At 60.1% G+C, this 22,726-nt stretch carries 21 protein-coding genes; 11 read left to right on the forward strand and 10 right to left on the reverse strand.

Translation table 11 applies throughout. From position 1 onward, the window contains the following. Positions 1 to 94: 94 nt before the first annotated feature. The 5 genes from ACZ3HH_RS18170 (at position 95) to ACZ3HH_RS18190 (ending at position 4,401) form a co-directional block, all read left to right on the forward strand. The gene (locus ACZ3HH_RS18170; RefSeq protein ID WP_465806437.1) at positions 95 to 901 is read left to right on the forward strand and encodes an alpha/beta fold hydrolase; all 807 of its coding nucleotides are present in this window, start codon (positions 95 to 97) and stop codon (positions 899 to 901) included. Then, complete coding sequence (locus ACZ3HH_RS18175; protein ID WP_465806439.1) at positions 898 to 1,752, forward strand: alpha/beta hydrolase; 855 nt, start codon at positions 898 to 900, stop codon at positions 1,750 to 1,752. Before ACZ3HH_RS18170 ends, ACZ3HH_RS18175 begins: the two co-directional genes overlap by 4 nt. Positions 1,753 to 1,802: 50 nt before the next feature. Beyond that, complete coding sequence (locus ACZ3HH_RS18180; protein ID WP_465806441.1) at positions 1,803 to 2,462, forward strand: glutathione S-transferase family protein; 660 nt, start codon at positions 1,803 to 1,805, stop codon at positions 2,460 to 2,462. Between the two features lie 8 nt (positions 2,463 to 2,470). After that, the gene (locus ACZ3HH_RS18185) at positions 2,471 to 3,277 is read left to right on the forward strand and encodes a DUF4892 domain-containing protein (protein ID WP_465806443.1); all 807 of its coding nucleotides are present in this window, start codon (positions 2,471 to 2,473) and stop codon (positions 3,275 to 3,277) included. Between the two features lie 68 nt (positions 3,278 to 3,345). Continuing rightward, positions 3,346 to 4,401, forward strand: a complete 1,056-nt coding sequence (locus ACZ3HH_RS18190) for an AI-2E family transporter (RefSeq protein WP_465806445.1) — start codon at positions 3,346 to 3,348, stop codon at positions 4,399 to 4,401. Between the two features lie 85 nt (positions 4,402 to 4,486). Here ACZ3HH_RS18190 and lapD read toward each other — a convergent pair whose 3' ends face one another. The 4 genes from lapD to ACZ3HH_RS18210 all read right to left on the reverse strand — a co-directional run bounded on the left by lapD (position 4,487) and on the right by ACZ3HH_RS18210 (position 8,404). Beyond that, positions 4,487 to 6,427: a cyclic di-GMP receptor LapD gene (lapD, locus tag ACZ3HH_RS18195; protein WP_465806447.1), complete on the reverse strand. Its 1,941-nt coding sequence runs from the start codon at positions 6,425 to 6,427 to the stop codon at positions 4,487 to 4,489. A gap of 22 nt (positions 6,428 to 6,449) precedes the next feature. Beyond that, on the reverse strand, positions 6,450 to 7,157 hold the full coding sequence (gene lapG / locus ACZ3HH_RS18200) for a cysteine protease LapG (protein ID WP_465806449.1): 708 nt from the start codon (positions 7,155 to 7,157) through the stop codon (positions 6,450 to 6,452). 253 nt (positions 7,158 to 7,410) lie between these two features. Beyond that, on the reverse strand, positions 7,411 to 7,806 hold the full coding sequence (locus tag ACZ3HH_RS18205; RefSeq protein ID WP_465806451.1) for a YbaN family protein: 396 nt from the start codon (positions 7,804 to 7,806) through the stop codon (positions 7,411 to 7,413). 10 nt (positions 7,807 to 7,816) lie between these two features. Then, positions 7,817 to 8,404: a UPF0149 family protein gene (locus ACZ3HH_RS18210; RefSeq protein ID WP_465806453.1), complete on the reverse strand. Its 588-nt coding sequence runs from the start codon at positions 8,402 to 8,404 to the stop codon at positions 7,817 to 7,819. A gap of 438 nt (positions 8,405 to 8,842) precedes the next feature. On the opposite strand from ACZ3HH_RS18210, the gene recQ reads away from it, so the two are divergent. The 3 genes from recQ (at position 8,843) to ACZ3HH_RS18225 (ending at position 13,466) form a co-directional block, all read left to right on the forward strand. Next, a complete protein-coding gene (gene recQ, locus ACZ3HH_RS18215; protein ID WP_465806455.1) occupies positions 8,843 to 10,969 on the forward strand; it encodes a DNA helicase RecQ in 2,127 nt (708 codons plus the stop codon). Between the two features lie 119 nt (positions 10,970 to 11,088). Then, complete coding sequence (locus tag ACZ3HH_RS18220) at positions 11,089 to 11,523, forward strand: MarR family transcriptional regulator (RefSeq protein ID WP_007895007.1); 435 nt, start codon at positions 11,089 to 11,091, stop codon at positions 11,521 to 11,523. Between the two features lie 128 nt (positions 11,524 to 11,651). Then, entirely contained in the window at positions 11,652 to 13,466 is a 1,815-nt protein-coding gene (locus ACZ3HH_RS18225) for a motility hub landmark protein FimV (RefSeq protein ID WP_465806458.1), read from the forward strand. A 50-nt stretch (positions 13,467 to 13,516) separates the two neighbouring features. Here ACZ3HH_RS18225 and ACZ3HH_RS18230 read toward each other — a convergent pair whose 3' ends face one another. Then, positions 13,517 to 15,706, reverse strand: coding sequence for a patatin-like phospholipase family protein (locus ACZ3HH_RS18230; protein WP_465806529.1), 2,190 nt, complete (start codon positions 15,704 to 15,706; stop codon positions 13,517 to 13,519). A 71-nt stretch (positions 15,707 to 15,777) separates the two neighbouring features. On the opposite strand from ACZ3HH_RS18230, the gene ACZ3HH_RS18235 reads away from it, so the two are divergent. Further along, entirely contained in the window at positions 15,778 to 16,065 is a 288-nt protein-coding gene (locus ACZ3HH_RS18235; protein ID WP_007895010.1) for an Rdx family protein, read from the forward strand. On the opposite strand, the gene ACZ3HH_RS18240 is transcribed toward ACZ3HH_RS18235, so the two are convergent. Then, complete coding sequence (locus tag ACZ3HH_RS18240; protein WP_465806460.1) at positions 16,059 to 16,952, reverse strand: DMT family transporter; 894 nt, start codon at positions 16,950 to 16,952, stop codon at positions 16,059 to 16,061. The two genes, ACZ3HH_RS18235 and ACZ3HH_RS18240, sit on opposite strands and share 7 nt — an antisense overlap. Before the next feature lie 175 nt (positions 16,953 to 17,127). Then, positions 17,128 to 17,886 carry a helix-turn-helix transcriptional regulator gene (locus tag ACZ3HH_RS18245; protein ID WP_465806462.1) on the reverse strand — a complete coding sequence of 253 codons (759 nt, stop codon included), beginning with the start codon at positions 17,884 to 17,886 and terminating at the stop codon, positions 17,128 to 17,130. A 134-nt stretch (positions 17,887 to 18,020) separates the two neighbouring features. Here ACZ3HH_RS18245 and ACZ3HH_RS18250 point away from each other — a divergent pair, with 134 nt between their 5' ends. Further along, entirely contained in the window at positions 18,021 to 18,836 is an 816-nt protein-coding gene (locus ACZ3HH_RS18250; RefSeq protein WP_123495951.1) for a UDP-2,3-diacylglucosamine diphosphatase, read from the forward strand. 141 nt (positions 18,837 to 18,977) lie between these two features. On the opposite strand, the gene ACZ3HH_RS18255 is transcribed toward ACZ3HH_RS18250, so the two are convergent. Both ACZ3HH_RS18255 and ACZ3HH_RS18260 read right to left on the reverse strand, forming a co-directional pair. Then, positions 18,978 to 19,568, reverse strand: coding sequence for an HD domain-containing protein (locus ACZ3HH_RS18255; protein ID WP_465806465.1), 591 nt, complete (start codon positions 19,566 to 19,568; stop codon positions 18,978 to 18,980). Positions 19,569 to 19,667: 99 nt separating this feature from the next. After that, complete coding sequence (locus ACZ3HH_RS18260; RefSeq protein WP_465806467.1) at positions 19,668 to 19,979, reverse strand: Mpo1-like protein; 312 nt, start codon at positions 19,977 to 19,979, stop codon at positions 19,668 to 19,670. Between the two features lie 158 nt (positions 19,980 to 20,137). Here ACZ3HH_RS18260 and ACZ3HH_RS18265 point away from each other — a divergent pair, with 158 nt between their 5' ends. Beyond that, positions 20,138 to 21,199, forward strand: a complete 1,062-nt coding sequence (locus ACZ3HH_RS18265) for an AraC family transcriptional regulator (RefSeq protein ID WP_465806469.1) — start codon at positions 20,138 to 20,140, stop codon at positions 21,197 to 21,199. Here the strand turns inward: ACZ3HH_RS18265 and ACZ3HH_RS18270 are convergent. Next, the gene (locus ACZ3HH_RS18270) at positions 21,156 to 22,610 is read right to left on the reverse strand and encodes a TrkH family potassium uptake protein (RefSeq protein ID WP_367374671.1); all 1,455 of its coding nucleotides are present in this window, start codon (positions 22,608 to 22,610) and stop codon (positions 21,156 to 21,158) included. The two genes, ACZ3HH_RS18265 and ACZ3HH_RS18270, sit on opposite strands and share 44 nt — an antisense overlap. Positions 22,611 to 22,726 lie beyond the last annotated feature (116 nt).

A 22,726-nucleotide genomic window follows, 5' to 3' on the forward strand; every position in this document is an offset into this window, starting at 1 on the left:
ATCTCCTACCACCATTCCTGGCAGTTATGGTCATTGCTGCAGGACACGGTCTTACGGACAATCAACCTCCGTTCTCGCTCATGGATTTGCAGGTATGTCGCAACAGATATTTTTCGCCCACGCCAATGGCTTTCCTTCGGGAACCTACGGCAAGTTGTTCGCGGCGCTGGCGCCCGAGTATCAGGTGACGCATCTGGAGCAGCACGCCCACGATCCGCGTTTTCCGGCGGATGACAATTGGAACAATCTGGTGGATGAGTTGATTCATCACCTCAAGCAACAGCCCGAGCCGGTCTGGGGTGTCGGTCATTCCTTCGGCGGCGTGCTGCACCTGCACGCCGCTTTGCGTTGCCCAGAGCTGTATCGCGGCGTGGTAATGCTCGATTCACCGGTGCTGACCCGCGCCGATCAGTGGGTGATCCGTGCCGCCAAGCGCTTCGGTTTCATCGATCGGCTGACCCCGGCCGGCCGTACGTTGGGACGACGGGAAGAGTTTGCCGATCTGGACGCGGCCCGACTGTATTTCGCCGGTAAAACCCTGTTTCGTGGCTTTGACCCGGAATGTTTCGACGCCTATCTTCAATATGGTTTGCAAAAAGTCGGCGACAAACTGCGCCTGCGTTTCGACCCGGCCACGGAAATCAGCATCTACCGCGGTGTGCCCCACACCAGCCCCGGTCGTGCACGGCAGTTGAAAGTGCCACTGGCGGTGGTCCGTGGGCACAAGAGCCGCGTGGTAATGCGCCATCACGCCCGATCCGTCGGGCGCATGCCTTTGGGTGAGTCCTTGACCATGCCTGGTGGCCATATGTTTCCCCTCGAACGTCCACAAGACACGGCCACGCTGCTGAAGAATCTGTTCAGCCGCTGGGAAGGTCGCAGCCAACAGGATTGCGCATGAGCAACGTCGTCGAAGAAGTTCGCCTGAGCCTGCCGCATATCGAGTTGGCGGCGCACTTGTTCGGTCCCGAGGACGGCTTGCCGGTGATCGCTTTGCACGGCTGGCTGGACAACGCCAACAGCTTTGCCCGGCTGGCGCCCAAGCTCAAGGGCTTGCGCATCATCGCACTGGACATGGCCGGGCATGGTCACTCGGGGCATCGGCCGAACGGCGCCGGCTACGCGCTGTGGGACTACGCGCACGACGTGCTGCAAGTGGCCGAGCAGTTGGGGTGGAAACGTTTTGCGCTGCTGGGGCATTCCCTGGGGGCAATCGTCTCGCTGGTGCTGGCCGGTTCGTTGCCGGAGCGGGTGACTCATCTGGCCTTGATCGACGGCATCATTCCTCCTACAGATAAAGGCGAAAACGCCGCCGAGCGCATGGGCATGGCCCTGCAAGCGCAGCTGGATCTGCGGGAAAAACGCAAACCGGTCTACAACACCCTCGACCGCGCCATCGAGGCGCGAATGAAAGGCTTGGTGGCGGTCAGTCGTGAAGCCGCCGAACTGCTGGCGCAACGCGGCTTGATGCCGGTGCCGGGCGGTTATACCTGGCGCACCGACAACCGCCTGACCCTGCCGTCGCCGATACGTCTGACCACTGAGCAGGCGATGGCCTTCGTCCAGCGTGTCAGTTGTCCTGCACACCTGGTGGTTGCGGCTGACGGCATGCTGGCCAAACATCCCGAGTTGCTGGAACGTCTACCCTTTAGCCGTGAACAGTTGCCTGGCGGCCATCATTTGCACCTGAATGACGAACCCGGTGCCGACCTTGTCGCAGACTGTTTCAATCGGTTCTTCGCCGTTCCTTGACTTGCGCCCGGCAACTGTCGAGGCTGGGCGGGTTGAAATGGGAGACAACCATGATAGATCTGTACACCGCTGCGACCCCGAATGGCCACAAGGTCTCTATCGTGCTCGAGGAACTCGGCCTGCCCTATACGGTGCATGCCTTGAGTTTCGACAAAAAGGAACAGAAGTCCAAGGGCTTCCTCAAGATCAATCCCAATGGGCGGATTCCGGCGATTGTCGACCGTGCCAATGGCGATTTCGCCGTGTTCGAGTCCGGCGCGATCCTGATTTACCTCGCCGAGATGACCGGCGAACTGCTGCCCCAGGACCCCAAGGGGCGCTCGGTGGTGTTGCAGTGGCTGATGTTCCAGATGGGCGGAATCGGGCCGATGCAGGGCCAGGCCAACGTGTTTTTTCGCTATTTCCCGGAAAAACTCCAAGGCGCCATCGATCGTTATCAACATGAAACCCGGCGCCTGTATGAAGTGCTCGACACGCGTCTGCAAGCCGTAGAGTTTCTGGCGGGCGAGTACAGCATTGCCGACATTGCCACTTATCCGTGGGTCCGTGGGCATGAATGGTCCGGTGTCGCGGTGGATGGCTTGTCAGCCCTGCAGCGCTGGATGGCGACCATGGCGGCGCGCCCTGCGGTACAACGCGGTTTACTGGTGCCCGAGCGCATCGATGACGACAGTGTCATCAAGGGTGCCCAGGCCATGCTGATTCGATGAGTCTATCCATGCGTTCACTCACTCTGCTGGCGCTGTGTTGTTTCAGTCCTCTTTTATTTGCCGCTGATGTCCCTGGCAGTCAGGACCTGCCGATCGTGCCGCGTATGGCCGATGCGCAGATCGTGGACTATCGGCCGGCTGTCGAGCTTGAGCGGATCTACCCGCTGGGTTCTATCCGCAAGATCAGCGGTCAGTTGCGCTTCGACGGTCAGGTCAGCGCCCGTGGGCACGCCACCTCGGTGACCTACGAGCTGCCACCGGAGCATTCCTCTACCGATGCCTTTACCGCCGCCCGCGAAGTCTTGCAAAAGCAGGGCGCCGAGTTGCTGTTCTGGTGTCAGGCCCGTGATTGCGGCGAAAGCAGTCTGTGGGCCAATGAAGTCTTCGGCAACGCCAAGCTGTATGGCGCCGATAACCAGCAGGCCTATTTGCTGCTGCGTCTGGCAGCCCCTCAAGACAACACGTTGGTGGCGCTTTACAGCATCACTCGCGGCAATCGCAAAGCCTATCTGCACGTCGAGCAGTTCGACGCTGCCGCACCATTGGGCGATTTGCTGCCAACTTCCGCGACTTTGCTGCGGCAGCTCAAGAGTACCGGTGAACTTGATTTTCCCAAACTCGACGGCAACCCTGACGATACCTGGCTACGTTTGATTTCCCGAGGCCTGAATCTGGACACCACATTGCGCGTCAATGTGTCGGGGCCCAATGCCGAAGCCTGGCGCCAGGCGCTGATCGGCCAGGGTGTACGGTCGGCACGGATGGAAACCGGCAACGTCGAAGGCTCTGGCCTGCACTTTGAGCTGTTGCGATAAGCTTCATTGGGCGAGCGCGCTTCGCGCGTTCGCCTACTCTTTGCTGACTGACTTTTTCGAGACATTACATGCCCAATAACGATCGGCTGTTGGTGCAGATTCTGCTCCTGGTGCTGTTTGGCGCGAGCCTCTGGGTGATGGCGCCGTTCTGGTCGGCGCTGTTCTGGGGCGCGGTGCTGGCGTTTGCCAGTTGGCCGCTGATGCGTTTGTTGACCCGTTGGCTCAATGGCCGTGAATCCCTGGCGGCGCTGTTGCTGACGCTGGGCTGGATGCTGCTGGTGGCAGCACCGCTGGTGTGGCTGGGTTTCAACCTGGCGGACCATGTACGCGATGCCACGGCGTTCATCAAGGATGTGCAAGTCGACGGTCTGCCTGAAGCGCCGACCTGGCTGGGCAGTATTCCCTTGGTCGGCGAGCGGTTGGTGGCTATCTGGAACAGCATCGATCAGCAAGGCGCGGCGATGATGCTGGCGATCAAGCCTTATCTGGGGCAAGTCGGTAACTGGTTGCTGGCGCGCAGTGCACAGATCGGCGGCGGCATCCTCGAGCTGACGCTGAGTATTGTCTTTGTGTTCTTTTTCTACCGGGACGGGCCGCGGTTGGCGGTGTTTGTCCATGGGTTGCTGGAACGGCTGATCGGTGACCGCGCCGGCTATTACATCGAATTGGTGGCGGGCACCGTGCAGCGCGTGGTCAACGGGGTGATCGGCACTGCGGCGGCTCAGGCCGTGTTGGCGTTGATCGGCTTCCTGATTGCCGGCGTGCCTGGAGCGCTGGTGCTGGGGATTGTGACGTTTTTGCTGAGCCTGATTCCTATGGGGCCGCCGCTGGTGTGGATTCCTGCCACGGCGTGGTTGGCCTGGAAGGGCGAGTATGGGATGGCGGTATTCCTCGGGATCTGGGGTATGTTCATCATCAGCGGGGTCGATAACGTACTTAAGCCGTACCTGATCAGTCGGGGCGGGAACTTGCCGTTGGTGATTGTGTTGCTTGGGGTGTTTGGTGGGTTGATTGCATTTGGGTTTATCGGTCTGTTCATCGGCCCGACGTTGTTGGCCGTGGCTTACAGCTTGTTGACCGATTGGAGCAAGAGTCAGGCTCGGGTCGAGGATCGCCGGCCCTGAGGCTCCGACACCGAACACCTGTGGGAGCGAAGCTTGCTCGCGATGAACGATGACGCGGTGTGTCTGATCGTGCGGGCCTTGCGACTCACATCGGCTCCGGCGGCCCAATCAGTCTTCCCATCACCCCAAACAACCCCAACTCCCGAATCGCTTCCAGCTCCCCCTGCGTCTCTACCATCTCGGCAATCAACGGCAAATCAATGCTGTTGGTCGCCCGGAAAATCGCCTCGATGAACAGTCGTTTATCAGTCTGTTCATCGATACCCCGAATGTAGGCTCCGTCGATTTTCAGGTAAGCCAGCCCCAACTGCGTCAGGTTACCGATCTGGCTGAAGCTGCCGCCGAAGTGCTGCAGTCCGATGCGATAACCGGTGTTGAGCAGACTGTGACTCAGACGTTGCAGTTCTTCGGGGGGCGGCAGTTGGCGTTCGTCGATTTCCAGGGTCAGCAGTGGCGCGAGTTCCGGCAGTGATTCCAGCAGATCGAGAATTTGTTGCAGCTGCGCTTGATCGCGCAGGGTGCTGCCGGAGAGGCTCAACGCGAGTGGCCAACGGTTGGCAGCCAGATATTCGAGAGTGGTTTCGAGCATCACCAGATCGAATCGTGCCGACCAGCCAAGGCGCTCGATCCACGGCAGGAAATGCCCGGCGGCAATCGCCTCGCCTTGCGGGTCGAGCAGGCGCGCGAGGACTTTGTGATGCAACACCTGGCTGGTATCGGCGCACTGCACCACCGGTTGAAAATACAGCTGCATCTTGCCCTCGGTCAGCGCGTCGTCGATCCAGCTGCGCCAGTCGTGTTGGGACTGGTTCGGCTCGGTATCGGAATGGGTCATGTGTATCCATGGCCGCTCGGGGTGTTGCCGGGCCTGGGTCAGCGCTTGATCGAGGCGCAGCAGCACGCCGTTCGCCGGCTCGCCGGGGTGATAGGCGACCACGCCCAGATGTGCCACGGGCATGCAGTCGCTGGCGCCGGTCAGGCGCAGGTTTTCCAGGGTGGCGCTGATTTCGGAGGCGAGGCGTGCGGCATCTGTGCTGCTCAGGCCCGGTGTCAGCAGGCTGAATTCTCCACCTCGATTGCGCGCCGCGAGCCAGGTGCGACGTTCCGGTGGTTGCGTCAGGCGCTTGAGCAGTTCGCCGACCGTGCTAATCAAGGCATCGGTGCGCTGGCCACCCAGGCGCTGGTTGAGCCCGATCAGGTCGTTGATCCGTAACATCAGCAAGTGGCCGTCGCTGCTTTGTTCGGAGACCAGCAAATGGTCGGCCAGTTGTTCATCCAGCAAGCGCCGGTTGGCCAGGCCTGTAAGACTGTCCTGATAAGATTCGGAGCGCAGTTTATCGCTGCGCGCGGCCTCTTCGGCGAACAACGCCTTGAGCTTCTCGACCATTTGGTTCATGGCCAGCACCACGCGTTTGAGTTCCGGTGTGCGCGGCAGTTTCGGCAAACTGCGAAACTCGCGTTTGCTGATGGCTTCAGCCTGTTTGACCATGTTGTCGAGCGGGCGCAATTGCCGGCGCAACAGCCAGCCACCAAACACAGCGCTGAGCAGTCCGCAAATCAGCAACCAGATCAGGCTGCCGAGGGTACTGTCCCAGAGTTTGGCCAAGGCAAATTGCGGATTGCTCAACACTTCGACCCGCGCCGCTTGCTCCCAACCACGCATGATCAGTGCATCGCCACCCTGTGGGCGCAGGTTAACCAGGCTGATGAACCAGCCGGGAACACCCTCGATTTGCGGCGGTGCGCTGCGTTCCACCAACACTCGTTCATCCACAATACTGACGACCCGAATGCTGCTGAAATAACCACTGTCGAAAATCGAGCTGACCATCAACTCGATCATCGCCGGGTCGTCGATCTGCGCTGTCAATGACAGGCCCAGCGCCGTGGCGGCGTCCTGAGCGTGGGAGCGCAACTGGCTGAGCATCTGTTCGCGAGAGCTTTCCAGGCTGACAAAAAAACTGCCGCCGAAGGCCACCAGCAAGAACAGGCAAATGGCGAGAAACAACTGTTTGCGCAGTGACATAAAACGCTCCTTGCAATAGCGGCTAGCCTTCGCCCACGGCGAACCCTTCAAACTGCATCTTTTTCAACACGTCTTGCCAACGCGACAATTTTTTCGAGTCGCTGCTGCGTTTGCCACCATTGGCTCCCGGCAAGTACAGGCCTTCGGCGTTGAAGGCGTACACCGGTAGCAGATCTTTGCGTTGGGAGGCGGGACGGATTTCGTCGATCAGGTTGTCCAGCACCAGCGGCTCGGCCGTGGGGCTGGCGTAGAAGGTCAACACCATGTGCGCCTGGTTCTGGGTCAGGGCCTTGACGTAGGTGATACGTAGTTTCTCGCTGGGAATCCCGAGGTGACGTAGGCTGAAATATTTTGCCAGGGCGTAGTCCTCGCAGTCGGCGGCACCCTTGATCAAGGATTCGACGGGCGTGGCCCAGTAATCGGTCTGACGCCAGATACGCGTGTCGTCCTGAAAGCTCAGTTGCTGATTGAAGAAGCGATTGACCGCGCTCAGTTGTTCGCGCTCAGGCTGCTTGCGTTCGCTTTGCAGCATTTGACTCCAGGCCTCGATCCGTCCCCGGGCCAGGCCAAGGGGGCCGTAGCGTTTTTCGGCCGTTTGCAGAATCTGCGCAAAGTCCCAGTCAGCCCAGACACTGCCCAACCCTGCCAGCAGAAAACTCGTCAGCAGCAGCCATCCGCCGAACCGAAGTCGGAGCGTTGACCATCCTGGACTACGCGGACTGCGGGACATGTCTGGCTGCTCGGGTGCAGATGTCTGAAGTCTAGGCGGTGTTTTCGGCGAGGGAGGGCAGGTCGTCGGACGAATGGACGGCGGCGGGTTGCTTTCTGTGGCGAGGGAGCTTGCTCCCGCTCGGCTGCGCAGCAGTCGCAAAACCAGTCAGTGCGGTGAGTCAGGAAAAGTTGGGTGGCTGGTTTTGGGGTCGCTTCGCAACCCAACGGGAGCAAGCTCCCTCGCCACAAAAGACCCCGGGCCACAGATGGGATCAGGGTTTACGCAGGGTTTTCTGCTTGAGGATATAAACCGTCACCAGCACTGCACTGGTCAGCATGAACCCTCGCGCCCACGGCAGGGGCACCAGGTAGCAGGAAAGCAGGATGCTCGCCCACATCAATCCGATGGCGTAGACCTTGCCCTTGAGCGGAATGCCATTGCCGCTCAGGTAGTCGCGAACCCATGGCCCAAGCCGTGGATGTTCAACCAGCCACTGATAGAAACGCGGCGAGCTGCGGGCGAAACAGGCGGCCGCCAGCAACAGGAACGGTGTGGTGGGCAGCACCGGCAGGAAAATCCCGATCACCCCCAGCGCTACGCTCAGCCAGCCGATGGCCAGCAGCACGTAGCGCAACATCAGGGAGCGGTTGCCTATGGGGTTGTCCATAGGCAAAACCTTAGTGGTGACGTGGCTTGAGAATCGCCGGTTTTTCGTCTGGCGCCTGACACAGCAGGTACAGCGCGGTCAGGGCTTCCGGGATCTGCACGATCATGTCGTCCATCAGGTTGGCGTCTTTGGCGATGTCTTCGAACTCTGGCTGTTCGTCGAACAGACCGGAACCGACCATGATCGGCAGCAGCATTTCGCTGACTTCGTCTTCGGCGGTTTCGAACCAGGCCGCTTCGCGCAGGAATACGCCTTCCATGAAACCGATGCACCAGCCGCGCAGGTCAGAATCGTCCGGCTCTTCGCCCAGGTCCAGGTCGCACGGCAGCTCGAACTCTTCGTCGGCCGCCAGTTGGCGGGCGATGTGCGCCTTGAGCAGCAGCAGGGTGGATTCGATCGCTTCACGCTCGGTGTCGTCGGCGTAATGCGGCTCTTCGGCGAAGAGTGCGTCGATCCATTCACGGTCGGGAACGCTCTCGGAACAGATCGACAGCGCAGTTAGGTAGCCGTGGGCGGCCACGTAGTCCAGCGCCTCGTCATGCAGCTCGTCGGCGTCGAGGAAGACTTGCAGGCGGGTTAGTTGCTCAGCGAAGGACATTAAAGGGCTACCTTGGGGAATATACGATGCGGGAATTCTAGGCCTTCTTGAGCGCTCAGGCCAGCCGCGCGGTGTATTTGCAGCCTTGCGGGGGAATTCTGTGGTTATCGATACCGCCAGTCTGGCCCAATCCCTGTGGGAGCGGCGGTGCGACGATTCGACTTGCCCGCGATGAGGCCGGTACTTCCAATACATTTTTCGCCTGACACGCCGCCATCGCGGGCACGCCCGCTCCCACAGGGATTGCATTGCGTTCCTCTTCTCAGCGGCGCCCTTTGCCGGACAGGCGTCGGGTATACTCGCGCGTTTTGTGATGCCCTGCTGGCGTCACGGCTGAAATGTGCAGCGTCATGCAATGCGCACTTACGATTTGTCGGTGCAGCTTTGGTGATTCTGAACCAGCCTTGCAGGGATGTTTCGGTGATTTTTGGAGTTTTTATGCTCGAACAGGCTCAACGCGTCCTCAAGGACATCTTCGGCTACGACAGTTTCCGTGGCCGTCAGGGTGCAATCATTGAGCGCGTGGCCAGTGGCGGCGACGCCTTGGTGCTGATGCCTACCGGTGGCGGCAAGTCCTTGTGCTTCCAGGTGCCGGCACTGCTGCGCGAGGGGTTGGCGGTGGTGGTGTCGCCGCTGATCGCGCTGATGGACGATCAGGTCGCCACCCTAGAAGAGCTGGGCGTCGCCGCGGCGGCGTTGAACTCCACGTTGAGCGCTGAGCAACAGCGTGATCTGGCGGCGCGGATCAAGCGCGGCGAGGTGAAAATACTCTACCTGGCGCCCGAGCGCCTGGTTCAGCCGCGCATGCTGGCGTTCTTGCAAAGCCTTGAAATCGCCCTGTTCGCCATCGACGAAGCGCATTGCGTGTCCCAATGGGGACACGACTTCCGTCGGGAATACCTGCAACTGGGCCAGTTGGCGGAACTGTTCCCCAACGTCCCGCGTATTGCCCTGACTGCCACCGCCGACAAGCGCACCCGCGAAGAAATCGTCGATCGTCTGCATCTGCAGGATGCCGAGCGCTTCCTCTCGAGTTTCGACCGCCCCAATATTTTCTATCGCATCGTGCCCAAGGAGCAGCCGCGCAAGCAGTTGCTGGCGTTCCTCGCCGAGCGGCGCAGCGATGCCGGTATCGTTTACTGCCTGTCGCGCAAGAAGGTTGATGAAGTAGCGGTGTTCCTCAGCGAGCAAGGCTTCCCGGCGCTGCCGTACCACGCCGGTCTGCCCAACGACACGCGGGCCCAACACCAGAAGCGTTTTCTCAATGAGGAAGGCCTGATCATGGTCGCCACCGTGGCGTTCGGCATGGGCATCGATAAGCCTAACGTACGTTTTGTCGCGCACCTCGATTTGCCGAAGTCCCTTGAGGCCTACTATCAGGAAACCGGTCGCGGCGGTCGTGATGGCCTGCCGGCGGATGCCTGGATGGCGTACGGCCTGCAAGACGTGGTGATGCTCAAGCAGATGCTGCAAAACTCCGAAGGCGACGAGCGCCATAAGCGTCTGGAGCAGCACAAGCTCGACGCCATGCTCTCGCTTTGCGAAGAAACCCGCTGCCGTCGCCAGACGCTGCTCGCGTACTTCGACGAAGACATGCCCGAACCCTGCGGCCACTGCGACAACTGCGTCGACGGTGTACAGACCTGGGACGCCACCGAGCCGGCCCGTCAGGCGCTGTCGGCGATCTACCGCACCGGTCAGCGTTATGGCGTCGGTCATTTGGTCGACGTGTTGCTGGGCAAGGACAACGAAAAGGTCCGCAGCTTCGGTCATCAGCATTTGTCGGTATTCGGCGTAGGCAAAGCGATGGGGGAGAGCGAATGGCGCTCCTTGTTCCGACAGCTTGTTGCCCGTGGTCTGGCGGACATCGACCTCGAAGGCTACGGCGGGCTGCGCCTGAGTGACACCTGTCGGCCGCTGCTCAAGGGCGAAGTGACCCTGGAACTGCGCCGCGACCTCAAGCCGCAAACCACCGCCAAAAGCAGCAAGAGCCAGGCCAGCCAATTGGTTCGCGGCGAAGAACGCGAACAGTGGGAAGCCTTGCGTGCCCTGCGTCGCAAACTGGCCGAAGAGCATGGCGTGCCGCCATACGTCATCTTCCCCGACTCGACACTGCTGGAAATGCTCCGCAGCCAGCCGACCTCGCTGGCGGAAATGGCCACGGTCAGCGGCGTTGGTGCGCGAAAACTGGAGCGTTACGGCGAGGCCTTCCTCGAAGTGCTCGGCGGTCAGGTCGAGGCGCCGAAAGTCGTGGCCGACGTGCGCCACGAGTTGATCACACTGGCCCGGGCCGGCATGACACCACTGCAGATCGCCGGTCAGCTGCAATGCTCGGAAAAGAACGTCTACGCGATGCTCGCCGAGGCGATCGGCAAGCAGCAGTTGTCGCTTGAGCAGGCGCTGGACCTGCCGGAAGAGTTGATGGGCGAAGTCCAGGATGCGTTCCTCGACGGCGAAGGCGAACTGCCGCCGGTGTCAGAAATTGCCGCGCTGTTCGCAGGGAGAGTTCCTGAAGGTGTTTTGTATTGCGTTCGTGCCGCTCTGCAGTCGGAATTCGAAGTCTGAGTGACCTGCGGCACAGATGTAACGATTCAGTACAGAGCAAGCCTTGCCTATAGCCAAAGGTCATGCTTAGCTGACTAATAATTAGTTTTTCTCTATTTCAGTCTAATCATGAGTGTTTTATGCCGTTAACCGATCAACACCGCTTTGGCATGCAATTGGCCCAGATGTCTCGGGGCTGGCGTGCCGAACTGGACCGCCGACTGGCTGGCCTGGGCCTGTCCCAGGCGCGCTGGCTGGTGCTGCTGCACCTGGCGCGATTCGATGATGCTCCCACCCAGCGAGAACTGGCGCAGAGCGTTGGCGTCGAAGGGCCCACCCTGGCTCGACTGCTCGACAGCCTGGAAAGTCAGGGCCTGGTGCAACGCCAATCCGTGCTGGAAGACCGTCGGGCGAAAAAAATCGTCCTGTGTGCCCCGGCCCGGCCCTTGATCGAACAAATTGAAACCATCGCCACTCAATTGCGCCACGAACTGTTCGAAGGCGTCGATGAGGCGGATTTAAAGGTCTGTATGCGAGTCCATGGGCATATTCTGGCCAACCTGGAAAAATCTTGAGGCACAACCACGCGCCGGATTTTTGAGATACCCCGTTGGGCGGACTATAAAGAACTACTAGGCAATATCGTGTTCGTACCGGATGTGCGAACACGTACAGGTTGGTTCTGGTTATCTAAGGGATGCTCATGCTCGAGAGTTGGCACGTTGTATTGCGGTGTTGCACCAGGCTGCTGCTGGTCGGTGGTGCCGTCACTTACTCGGCATTGGCCCCGGCGCTAGGCTTGGGTGAGATTACCCAGCATTCGGCGTTGAATCAGCCTTTCAATGCCGACATCGCGCTGGTGGACGCCGGTGGCCTGGAGGAGGGCGAGCTATCGGTCAGCCTGGCGACGGCGGACGAGTTCAGTCGCGCCGGCGTCGAGCGGTTGTTCTTTCTCAACGATCTGAAGTTCACACCGATCCTACGGGGCAACCGCAGCCTGATCCGGGTGACTTCCAGCAAACCGGTCAAGGAACCCTTCCTGAATTTTCTGGTGCAGCTTAATCAGCCCAACGGGCGTTTGCTGCACGAGTACACAGTGCTGATCGATCCGCCGGGTTCGCCGGGAATTGTTCCCATCAGCGACGAGCCCGAGCCGCGCCCTCAGTCTTCCGCGTTCCCGTCCGTCGAACCGGCTGTTGCACCGCCACCTGCTGCGAAGGGGGCGGCGCCCAAGCCTGATGTCGATAAACCAGCTGCCGCGCCTGCGAATGATGCTGTTGCCGAACAACTGGCCGCCAGCGTGCTGCAAAACCAGCAGTTGCAAAAGACTATCGATGAACTCAATGCGAAGCTTCAGGCTCAGGATGAGCAGATCGCCGGCCAGAAAAAGCAGGTGATCGAGCTGCAAACCCAATTGGCGGAAATCAAACAGGCATCGGTGCCGCCGGTTGCGCCTGAGGTGACGCCACCGGCCTTGGCAATTGTCGAGACGCCCGAGACCACCCAATGGCCACTGATCATCGGGTTGCTGGCAGTGGTGGCGTTGGCGTTGCTCGGTGTATTCATTCGCCATCAACGACAGCAGGTTCAGGCTCAGGTCCAGCCCGAACCGTTACCCGTGCTGCCGTCCCGTCATGAATCGGTGCTCAGCCGTGCAACAGAACCGGCCAGTCCGGCGTCCCAGCCGCAACCGGTAGCCGGATCGGCCGAAGAGACTCCCGCAGGCGACGTGCTGGAAGGGGTTGGTATCTACCTGGCGTATGGCCGTTTGTCCGAGGCAGCCGGTTTGTTGCGAGATGCGTTGGTCAGGGAACCCCTGCGCACCGATCTGGCCGTGCAACTGTTGGAAGTCCTCGGTAAACAGGGCGACGTGCAAGCTTATGACGCGCAGGAAAGCAGCCTGCGAGACGCAGGGTTCGATGCAGAGCAACTTCAGGACATCCGCGCCCGCCATCCGAAACTGATCAGTGCCGCACCGTTGGTTGTCGCTGTGGCAGTAGCGCCGCCCGCGCCTGTAATCCCTGAAGCGGCACCGAGCGATGAGTTCCAGTTGAACCTCGATGACCTGTCGATGGATTCGAACTGGGATCTGATCAGCCCCTTCGAAAACTCATCATCCAGCGCTAAACCGTCGAATGAGCCAGAGCAGGCAACAAACGACCCCGGGTTCACCTCGAACCTGCATGTATTGCCCGATGTCTTCGAAATGCCCGAGGAGCCGACGCTGGACGAGCCCGAGCTTGAATGGATCGCCGAACCTGATGCTCAATCTCTGGACGAGGCCTTTCTCAACGAATTCAGCGATCCTGGCCAGCCGCTGGAGCTTGAGCCGCTGAATGCTGAATTGATCGATCTTGAACCGGCCGGGCCGGGCAGCGCGGGAAAACTCGAACAGGCCCAGACCTGCATCGACGACGGCGATCTGGACAGCGCCATCGAGCTGCTTAACGAGCTACTCAAGGAAGGCGACGAACCGCTCAAGGAAACGGCCCGGACTCTGTTGGCCGGTATCCGATAGGAAAGTCTTGGAGATCTAATGTGGGAGGATACCTGTAGAGGGTGTTCGCTTTAGAACGTCTGCCCCAGGTTCAGATAAACCGCCTGTTCGTCCGCATCGTTGATGCCGTAACTGAAGTTCAGCGGTCCCAGCGGCGTGTCGAAACCGATGAACATACTGGCTGCATTGATGTAGCCGCTGTCGAATTCATTGTCGTTGTTCCACGCCCGGCCGCGTTCCAGCGAGCCGCCGATGTACAGCGGGAAGTCCAGTGGCAGGTACGAGCGCGGCGTCAGGCGGCGGTAGTAAACACCGCGCATCAGGCTGACGTTCTGCCCGGAGATCGCATCCTCGCGAAAGCCCGACAACTGTCGCGCGCCGCCGAGCAGGAAACTGGAAGTGACCACGTTGGCCTCATCCAGTGTGCGTCCGTAGCGCCCGCCGAGGATGAAGGTGTCCGGGCCGCTGCTCAGGGCCTTGTCCAGTTTGAACTCCCATTGGCGATAGCGTTTGTCCGAACCCAAGCCCGGTTCGAACTGGCGTAACGACAGGCCGATATCCTGGCCTTCATGAGGGAAGTAGACGTTGTCCAGCGAGTCGAACGAGTACTTCAGCTCATAGAAACCCTCGTTGAAGTTTTCACTCGGCAAATCCTGATCACCGATGCGCACGTCAGCCTTGCCCCAGGCTTCACCGACACCAAAGCGCACTTCGCCGCTATGGCCGATTTGCCGGCCGATGTTCAGGCCCAAACCATAGCGTTCGACGCGGTATTGGGCGATCGGATCGTTGTCCAGAATCGCTTCGACGTTCTGCGCTTCGAATGCCGCATAAGGCGCGATGAAGTAGCGCGAGCCGACATCCAGCGGTTGATAGAACTCAGTGTAAAGTTCCTGCTTGTCACCGAGCTGTGCCCGGGTCAGCCATTCGGCACCGAGGCGATTGATGCCGTTGATCCGGTAACTGGCGCCCAGGTTGAAAGCACTGTCGCCGCGCATGTCGTCCGACAGGTTCAAACCCACCCGCAAGTAATCGGTGCCGCTGCGTTTGCCGCGGGCACTGATCACCAGAGTGTGATCGGCGCCCTTATGGACCACGCGGTATTGCACCTGCTCGAAGTAATCGAGGCCGTACAACGTGCCCATGTCAGTTTGCAGACGGCCAAGGTCCAGCGGTTCACCGATGTGCTGGCGAATGTAGTAACGAATTACGTCGTCGCCAACCTTCGAGTCGTTTTCCACTTTGATCGCAGTAATGATCGGCGTGCGTTGGCTCGGCGCCCGGGCGGCGGTCAGTTCGGCGTCCAGTGGTTGTGCAGGTTTGAGCCGCGCCAGACGCGCGTCGAGAATTCTGGTTGCACGGTAGCCGGCGTCGATCATTTCCTGGGCTTTACCAAAATCGGTAACCCCGAAACTCGCCAGCGGTGGCTGGATCAATACGTCGTCTTTGTGCAGGGCGGCCAGTTGTTCTTCGGAATTGCGTCGGGTCATCAGGGTGATTGACTGGTTCAACACATCGACCACCGTGGTCAGTTGCTTGCGATTGCGCAGCGGCGTGCCGATGTCGACCACGATGGCGATGTCGACGCCCATCTCCCGCGCCACATCCAGCGGGATGTTGTCGGTCATGCCACCGTCCACCAGCAAGCGGCCGTTGAGCTCGACCGGCGCGAACACCGCCGGGATCGACATGCTGGCACGAATTACCTTAGGCAGGTGGCCCTTGCGGAACACCACTTTTTCGCCGCTGGCGATGTCGGTCGCTACCGCCCGGAACGGAATCGGCAGTTTGTCGAAATCGCGGGTATCGCTGGCATGAGCCAGCAAGCTTTCCAGCAATAGTGCCAGGTTCTGGCCTTGAATCACGCCAAGTGGCAGGCCAAGGCTGCCGTCGTCACGGAAACTGAGTTTCTGTTTGACGAGGAAATCCCGGTCGTCCTGTTTGCGTCGAAACGGTACGTCTTCCCGAGGCGGGGCGTCGGACAGCGCCTGCTGCCAGTCGATGCTCAGGGCGAGTTTTTCCAGTTCATCGATCTTGTAGCCCGAGGCATACAGGCCGCCGACCACCGCGCCCATGCTGGTGCCGGCAATCGCATCGATCTTGATGCCTTGTTCTTCCAGTGCCTTGAGCACACCAATGTGAGCCAAGCCACGGGCGGCACCACCGGACAGCACCAGACCGATTTTTGGTCGCGGGGCATCGACGGCTTGCACGATCAAGGGGAAGAGGCACAGCAACAGGCAGGACAGCAAACGGCGCATCATGGATCTCGGGGCGAGCGATAAAGGCGGCTATTATAGCGAGGCCCTCTGGCACAGGAGTTTTGCCAATCATGACCGCACGTAAACCGGAAATCGTCATCACCTACTGCACGCAATGCCAATGGCTGTTGCGCGCCGCCTGGCTGGCCCAGGAACTGCTCAGTACCTTCGGCGATGACCTGGGAAAAGTGTCCCTGGTGCCCGGAACCGGCGGGGTTTTTCACATTTTCTGTGACGATGTGCAGCTCTGGGAGCGCAAGGCCGATGGCGGTTTTCCCGAGGCCAAGGTGCTCAAGCAGCGGGTCCGCGATCAGATCGATCCGGACCGCGACCTGGGCCACAACGACCGCACTCAGTGAGACGGGGCTTGTGTCGCTACAGCGTTCTTGCTTGAACTGCCGGACAACCGGCTCGAGACCACGATAGCCACGATGATCAGTGCGCCGCCGATCAGCATGCGCAGTGTCGGGTTTTCATTGAACAGTAGCCAGGCAACGGTGATGCCGTAAATCGGTTCCATCGCGAATACCACGGCGGCGGTCCGAGCCTTGATCACCGCCAGGCTGGCGACGAACAGGCTGTGGGCGACGCCGGTGCAGAACACCCCGAGCAGGCCGATCCACAGCCAGTCGATGGCGCGCACTTCGCTCAACTGCGGCACCGCCACCGGCAGCAGGCAGATCGCAACCACCACGTTCTGACACAGAGCAGCCTGCACCGGCGGGACTCGTCCGGAGCTGGCGCGGTTGGTCAGGGACAGCAGGGCGAACAGCAAGCCGGAAGCCACTGCCCATAACAGGCCAATGGTGGCGCCACTGGCCAGATCGAAATCCGGCGTGACCAGTACCAATCCAATACTGACCAGCACCACCAGCAGGATTTCATTGGCGCGGATGCGCTCGCGGAAGATCAGCCCTTCGAGGATTACGGTAAACGCCGGGAAACTGGCAAAGCCCAGGGTCGCAATCGCCACCCCGGCCACCTTCACCGCGATGAAGAAACTCACCCAGTGCCCGGTCAGCAGCAAGCCGCTGAGCAGCAGGCGGCGCAGGTCCACTGCATCGAGTTTCTGCCAACGGGTATTGCTGGCGAACCGTGCGAAAAACGTCAGGGCGAGGACGGCAAACGCAGCACGGCCGAACACGATGATGGCTGGCGAGGCGGCGGCGAGTTTGCCGAATACGCCAGTCAGACCGAACATCAATGCACCGATATGCAGAGCGCCAAGGGCGGTACGGGGAGTCATTGCAATCCTTGATAAACGTATCGAATCCGGCCGACAACCGTCGACCCCTGTAGGAGCTGCCGAAGGTTGCGATCTGTTGATCTGGATCTCCAAAAACAAGATCAACAGATCGCAGCCTTCGGCAGCTCCTGCATTGAATCGTGCTGAGCCGGTTGTGTCTGTCGTCAGACTCGCGTCATTTGTCGCCAGCCTCGCGCCGCATTTTTCCGGGTGAGGCACCGAACTCACGCAACACCGCAGCGGCGAATGCACTCTGGGAGCTGTAGCCGACCCGACAGGCGATCTCGCCAATGGGCAACGCTGAATCGCGCAACAGGCCCACGGCAATGTGCAGCCGACGACTGCGAATGTAGTCCATCGGCGTTTGCCCGCATTCCGCCACGAACCGTGCGTGCAACCGAGCGCTGGACAGGCCGGCAATGCGCGCCAGATCGGCGACTTGCAGTGGATAGGCCGCGTATTGATCGATGTGCGCATTCAACGCCGCATAAGGCAGACGCCGGCCGCCCACGCTGTCGGGTTTGGCGTTGTTCAGGCTGGCCAGCAACAGCACCGCGCCTTGCTGGGCGATCAGCGGATCGCTGATCTGGCTGCCCGCCAGCCAACTCACCAGTTGGCTTTGCCCGGCGTCCAGCGACAGGCGCCCGGCATTGTCGAGCAAGCGGCGGCTGGCTTCGGCGTGATCGCCAAGGGACTGCGAGACCCACTGATCGCTCGGCACATCCAGCACCAGGCAACGACTGCCATGGGCGCTGTCGCAGGCATGATGCGCCCCCGACGGCACCACCACGAAACTCTGCTGAACCACCTGACTGCCACGCCCCTCGACCTCGAAATCCAGCGCGCCTGACAGCCCGAACACCAGTTGTGCGTGGTCGTGACTGTGGACGATCAGATCGTGGGTGTATTGGCGGAGGGTGAGGATCGGTCTCATCGCAGGTCTCCCGGGGACAGGTCGCCAGTCTACACCGGCACTCGCGGACTCACTGTCACAACACTGACTTGTTTGTGTCACTGACTGTTAACGGCGCCGGCGCAAGCTCGCAAAAAATATCGCAGAGGTTGCCCATGACCAGCGCCGAGCTCGCCAAACCCAGCCGTAAGCAACGTGTGCGGACCTTGTGGATTTCCGATGTGCATTTGGGCACCCGGGACTGCCAGGCCGAACACCTGTCGCAGTTTCTCAAGGGCTACCACACCGACAAGATTTACCTGGTCGGCGACATCATCGACGGCTGGAAACTGCGCAGTGGCATGTATTGGCCCCAAGCGCACACCAATGTGATTCGTCGCCTGCTGACCATGAGCAAACGCGGCACGGAAGTGATCTACGTCACCGGCAACCATGACGAATTCCTGCGCCGTTATTCGAAGCTGATTTTGGGCAATATCCAGTTGGTGGACGAAGCCGTGCACGTGACCGCCGATGGCCGTCATCTGTTGGTGATTCATGGCGACCAGTTCGACGTGATCACCCGTTACCACCGCTGGCTGGCGTTTCTCGGCGACTCGGCCTACGAATTCACCCTGACGCTCAACCGCTGGCTCAACCATTGGCGTGCCCGCTATGGCTACGGCTACTGGTCGCTGTCGGCGTACCTCAAGCACAAGGTAAAGACCGCCGTCAGTTTCATCAGCGATTTTGAAGAAGCCATCGCCCACGAATGCGTCAAACGCGAGTTGCACGGGGTGGTGTGCGGGCACATTCACCATGCCGAGATTCGCAAGGTCGGTGGGGTGGATTACCTTAATTGCGGGGATTGGGTGGAGTCGTGCACGGCGCTGATTGAGCATTGGGATGGGTCGATCGAGCTGTATCGATTGGCCGATGCCCAGGCGCGAGAGGCCGAGTTGAAGGCGGTGAAGGTCGCGGAGCCGGCTTAAAAATCGGGTGTATTGGCCGACCTCATCGCGGGCTTGCCGCTCCCACAGGGTTGTGGCTGTGCACAACTTTTTTGAACACTGCAAAAAACTGTGGGAGCGGGCTTGCCCGCGATGGACCGCGAAGCGGTCTCCTGAGACCTATCAGGCTGGCGTGTGTTCTTCCATCGCCGCCTTGTAAATCGAATTCTTCGGCTGCACAAACAGGCGCTCCACCATCGGTTCGAAGAAGCTCAGCGGCAGCGTGTCGTACGCCGGATCAAACGCCGCCGCATCGTACCGGGCGCAAAATTCGATGGTCGCCTGATACTGCGGATGACCGCTGAATTGCTCGCGCAAATGCCGGTCCAAGCCCAGGTGATGAAAGAAGTAATAGCCCTGGAAAATCCCGTGCTTCTCCATCATCCACAGGTTCTCGGCGCTGACGAACGGCTTGAGGATCGCCGCGGCGATGTCCGGGTGATTGTAGGAGCCCAGCGTGTCGCCGATGTCATGGAGCAGGGCGCAGACCACGTATTCTTCGTCGCGACCATCGCGCCAGGCGCGGCTGGCGGTTTGCAGGGAGTGGGTCAGACGATCCACCGGGAAACCGCCGAAATCCCCCTCCAGTAACTTCAGGTGCGCCACGATCCGTTTGGGCAATTGCCGGGCATAGGCGCTGAAATCTGCGGCGATGATCGCCCAGTCTTCCTGCGTGCCGTCCTGCATATGGGTAAAACGGGCATGGGCATTCATCGGCTATCCTCTTGTTCTGATCGAAAGGGATGTATTGAGTGTAGGACTTGGATCCAAGGCTGCATTGGCTGCTCAAGGCGCTTTTGTGGCCAATGGAGCCTAGAACGCCACGCGACCCAGAATCATGTCGCGGTACATGACGAAGTCGCCGAGCAGGCTGTAAAGAGGATGCTGAAAGGTGGCAGGGCGATTCTTCTCGAAGAAGAAATGCCCGACCCAGGCGAAGCTGTAACCGGCCAGCGGCAGGGCCAGCAACATCCACCACGCGCCGTTGCCGATGGTCAGCGCCAGAATGAAAATAACCAGGGAGGTGCCGACAAAGTGCAATCGTCGGCAAGTGCTGTTGCGGTGTTCGCCGAGGTAATACGGGTAAAACTCAGCGAAGCTGTTGAAACGTTTGATGTTTTCCACGACGGCGATCTCTGTGGTTACTGTGCATGCGACAAGTTGTTCTGCGGGTAGCTTATTTAAGTCTAGAGTGATCATTGGTATCAGCCAGTGACAATAGGCGCCACTTTAGTATCCTTGGGTATTGGGTCGTGGCATGCGGCCATCACGTAGTAAACGCCATGAGCGAACGAACGACTTCTGCAAGCTGGGCGATGGGGATTGTCAAGGCACTGGAAATGGACGGCCTGGATTGCCGGGTTCTGTTCAAGCAACTAGGGCTCGACTATGCGGCACTGGATGACCCGGATGCGCGCTTCCCGCAAGATTCCATGACGCGACTCTGGCAGCGCGCGGTCGAACTGTCCGGCAACCCGGCGATCGGCCTGAACATGGGCAAGGTGGTGCGACCGGCGTCCTTCCATGTCGCCGGTTATGCCTTGATGTCCAGCCAGACCCTGGCTGAAGGCTTTCAACGTCTGGTGCGTTATCAGCGAATCATCGCCGAAAGTGCCGACTTGAGTTTTCGATTGCTGGATGAGGGTTATGCGCTGATTCTGACAGTCCATGGCGATCACCTGCCGCCGACCCGGCAGAGTGCCGAAGCATCAATGGCCTGCGCCCTGGCACTCTGCGGCTGGCTGACCGGCCGCACGTTCCAGCCGCGCAAGGTTTTGCTGCAGGGCGATGAGCCCGTTGATCTTGAACCGTATAAACAAGCCTTCCATGCCCCGTTGCTGTTCAACGCGCCTTATGACGCCTTGATCTTCGAGCGCGCCGACATGGAGGCACCGCTGCCCACCGCCAACGAGGCCATGGCGCGGCTGCACGACCGGTTTGCCGGCGAGTACCTGGCGCGGTTTTCCGAGAGCCGCGTAACCCACAAGGCGCGGCAGGTGTTATGCCGTCTGCTGCCTCAGGGCGAGCCCAAGCGCGATGCGGTGGCCCAGACGCTGCATTTGTCGCAACGCACCTTGCAGCGTCGCTTGCAGGAAGAGGGCACGAGTTTTCAGACGTTGCTGGATGACACCCGACGTGAACTGGCCGAGCAATACCTGGCGCAACCAAATATGACCCTGCTGGAAATTGCCTACCTGCTGGGGTTTGCCGATCCGAGCAATTTCTTCCGCGCCTTCCGACGCTGGTTCGATTCCACCCCCGGCGAATACCGGACGCGGCTGACGGAAGCGCCCATGCCGATTAGTGACGCCAGAATGCCGGGATACACAGAACAAACACCGTAATGATCTCCAGTCGGCCTAGCAGCATGCCGAACGACAGAATCCACTTCGCGGCATCCGGCAGGCTGGCGAAGTTACCCGCCGGACCAATCGTTTCACCAAGCCCCGGGCCTACGCCAGACACCGTGGCGGCCGCGCCGGTAAGCGCTGTCATCCAGTCCACGCCCAGTAGCGACAGCAGCAGTGCGATGACGCAAATGGTGATGGCGAAGAAGAACGAAAAGGTCAGGATCGAGCGCACGATCTCTTCGTCGAGACGGTGGCCGTTGTATTTCTGCTTGATCACCGCGCGCGGGTGAATCAATTGGTTAAGGTTGGCCTTGAGCAGAATGTAGGCAACCTGGAAGCGGAATATCTTGATCCCGCCAGCGGTCGACCCCGAGCAGCCGCCGACAAACCCCAGATAAAAGAACAGCATCAGTGAGAAGTTACCCCAGAGGCTGTAGTCCCCCAGTGCAAAACCGGTGGTGGTCACCACCGACGTCACGTTCAGCGCCACATGCCGCAAGGCCTCCAGCCAGTGCAACTGGGTGGTCCACCAGTACCAGGTGCCGAGCACCAGCCAGGTCACCAGCAACATGCCGAGCAGGCCTTGAACCTGTTCATCCTTGATCAAGGCCCGACGGTTACCGCGCAACGTCGCCACGTACAGGGTGAATGGCAGGGCACCGAGAATCATGATGACGACGGCAACCCAATGCACCGCAGGCTCAGGCCACTTGGCCAAAGACAGGTCGGAGGTGGAGAAGCCACCGGTGGAAATCGCCGACATTGCATGGTTGATCGCATCGAACGGGCTCATCCCGGCCCACCAGAATGCCAGGCTGCCGAAAATGGTGATGCCGACGTAGGCCGCAACGATCAAACGCGCCACCATGTGCGAACGGGGCATGACTTTTTCGGAACGGTCCGACGATTCGGTCTGAAATAGCCGCATGCCACCGATGCGCAGCAATGGCAAAATCGCTACCGCCATGCCGATAAAACCGATGCCGCCGATCCAGTGCAGCAATGAGCGCCACATGAGGATGCCGGGGGACATGCTGTCCAGGCCAGTGAGCACCGTCGCACCGGTGGCGGTGATGCCGGACATGCTTTCGAAGAACGAGTCGGTGTAGCTGATGTGCTGGGTCAGCAAGAACGGCAGGGCGGCGAAGATGCATACCACCAGCCAGCTGCTGACGGTCAGCAGGTACATGTCTCGCGGGCGCAGATGGATGTGCTCGGGGCGTCCGGGTATCACCAGAGCGAGGCCGGCGACGAAGGTGATCATGCTCGCCCAGAGGAACGACGGCAGGTCGCTGGTGCGCTCGAAGATCACCAGCGTGGCCATGGGCACGACCATGGCGATGGCCAGAGTGATCAGGAAGATGCCGATGATGAAACCAATGATCCGTAAGGTCGGCAACGCCATGAAGTCCGCTCGGGCTGATAGTAAGAAGGGCGCCATTCTACCTGCGGGGCAGGGCATGTAAACCGACGCCGTCGCGACAGTTGACGCTAGAATAGCCAGACATTTTCTACAGGAGG

It is taken from the genome of Pseudomonas sp. PME37.24/025, from assembly GCF_055556615.1.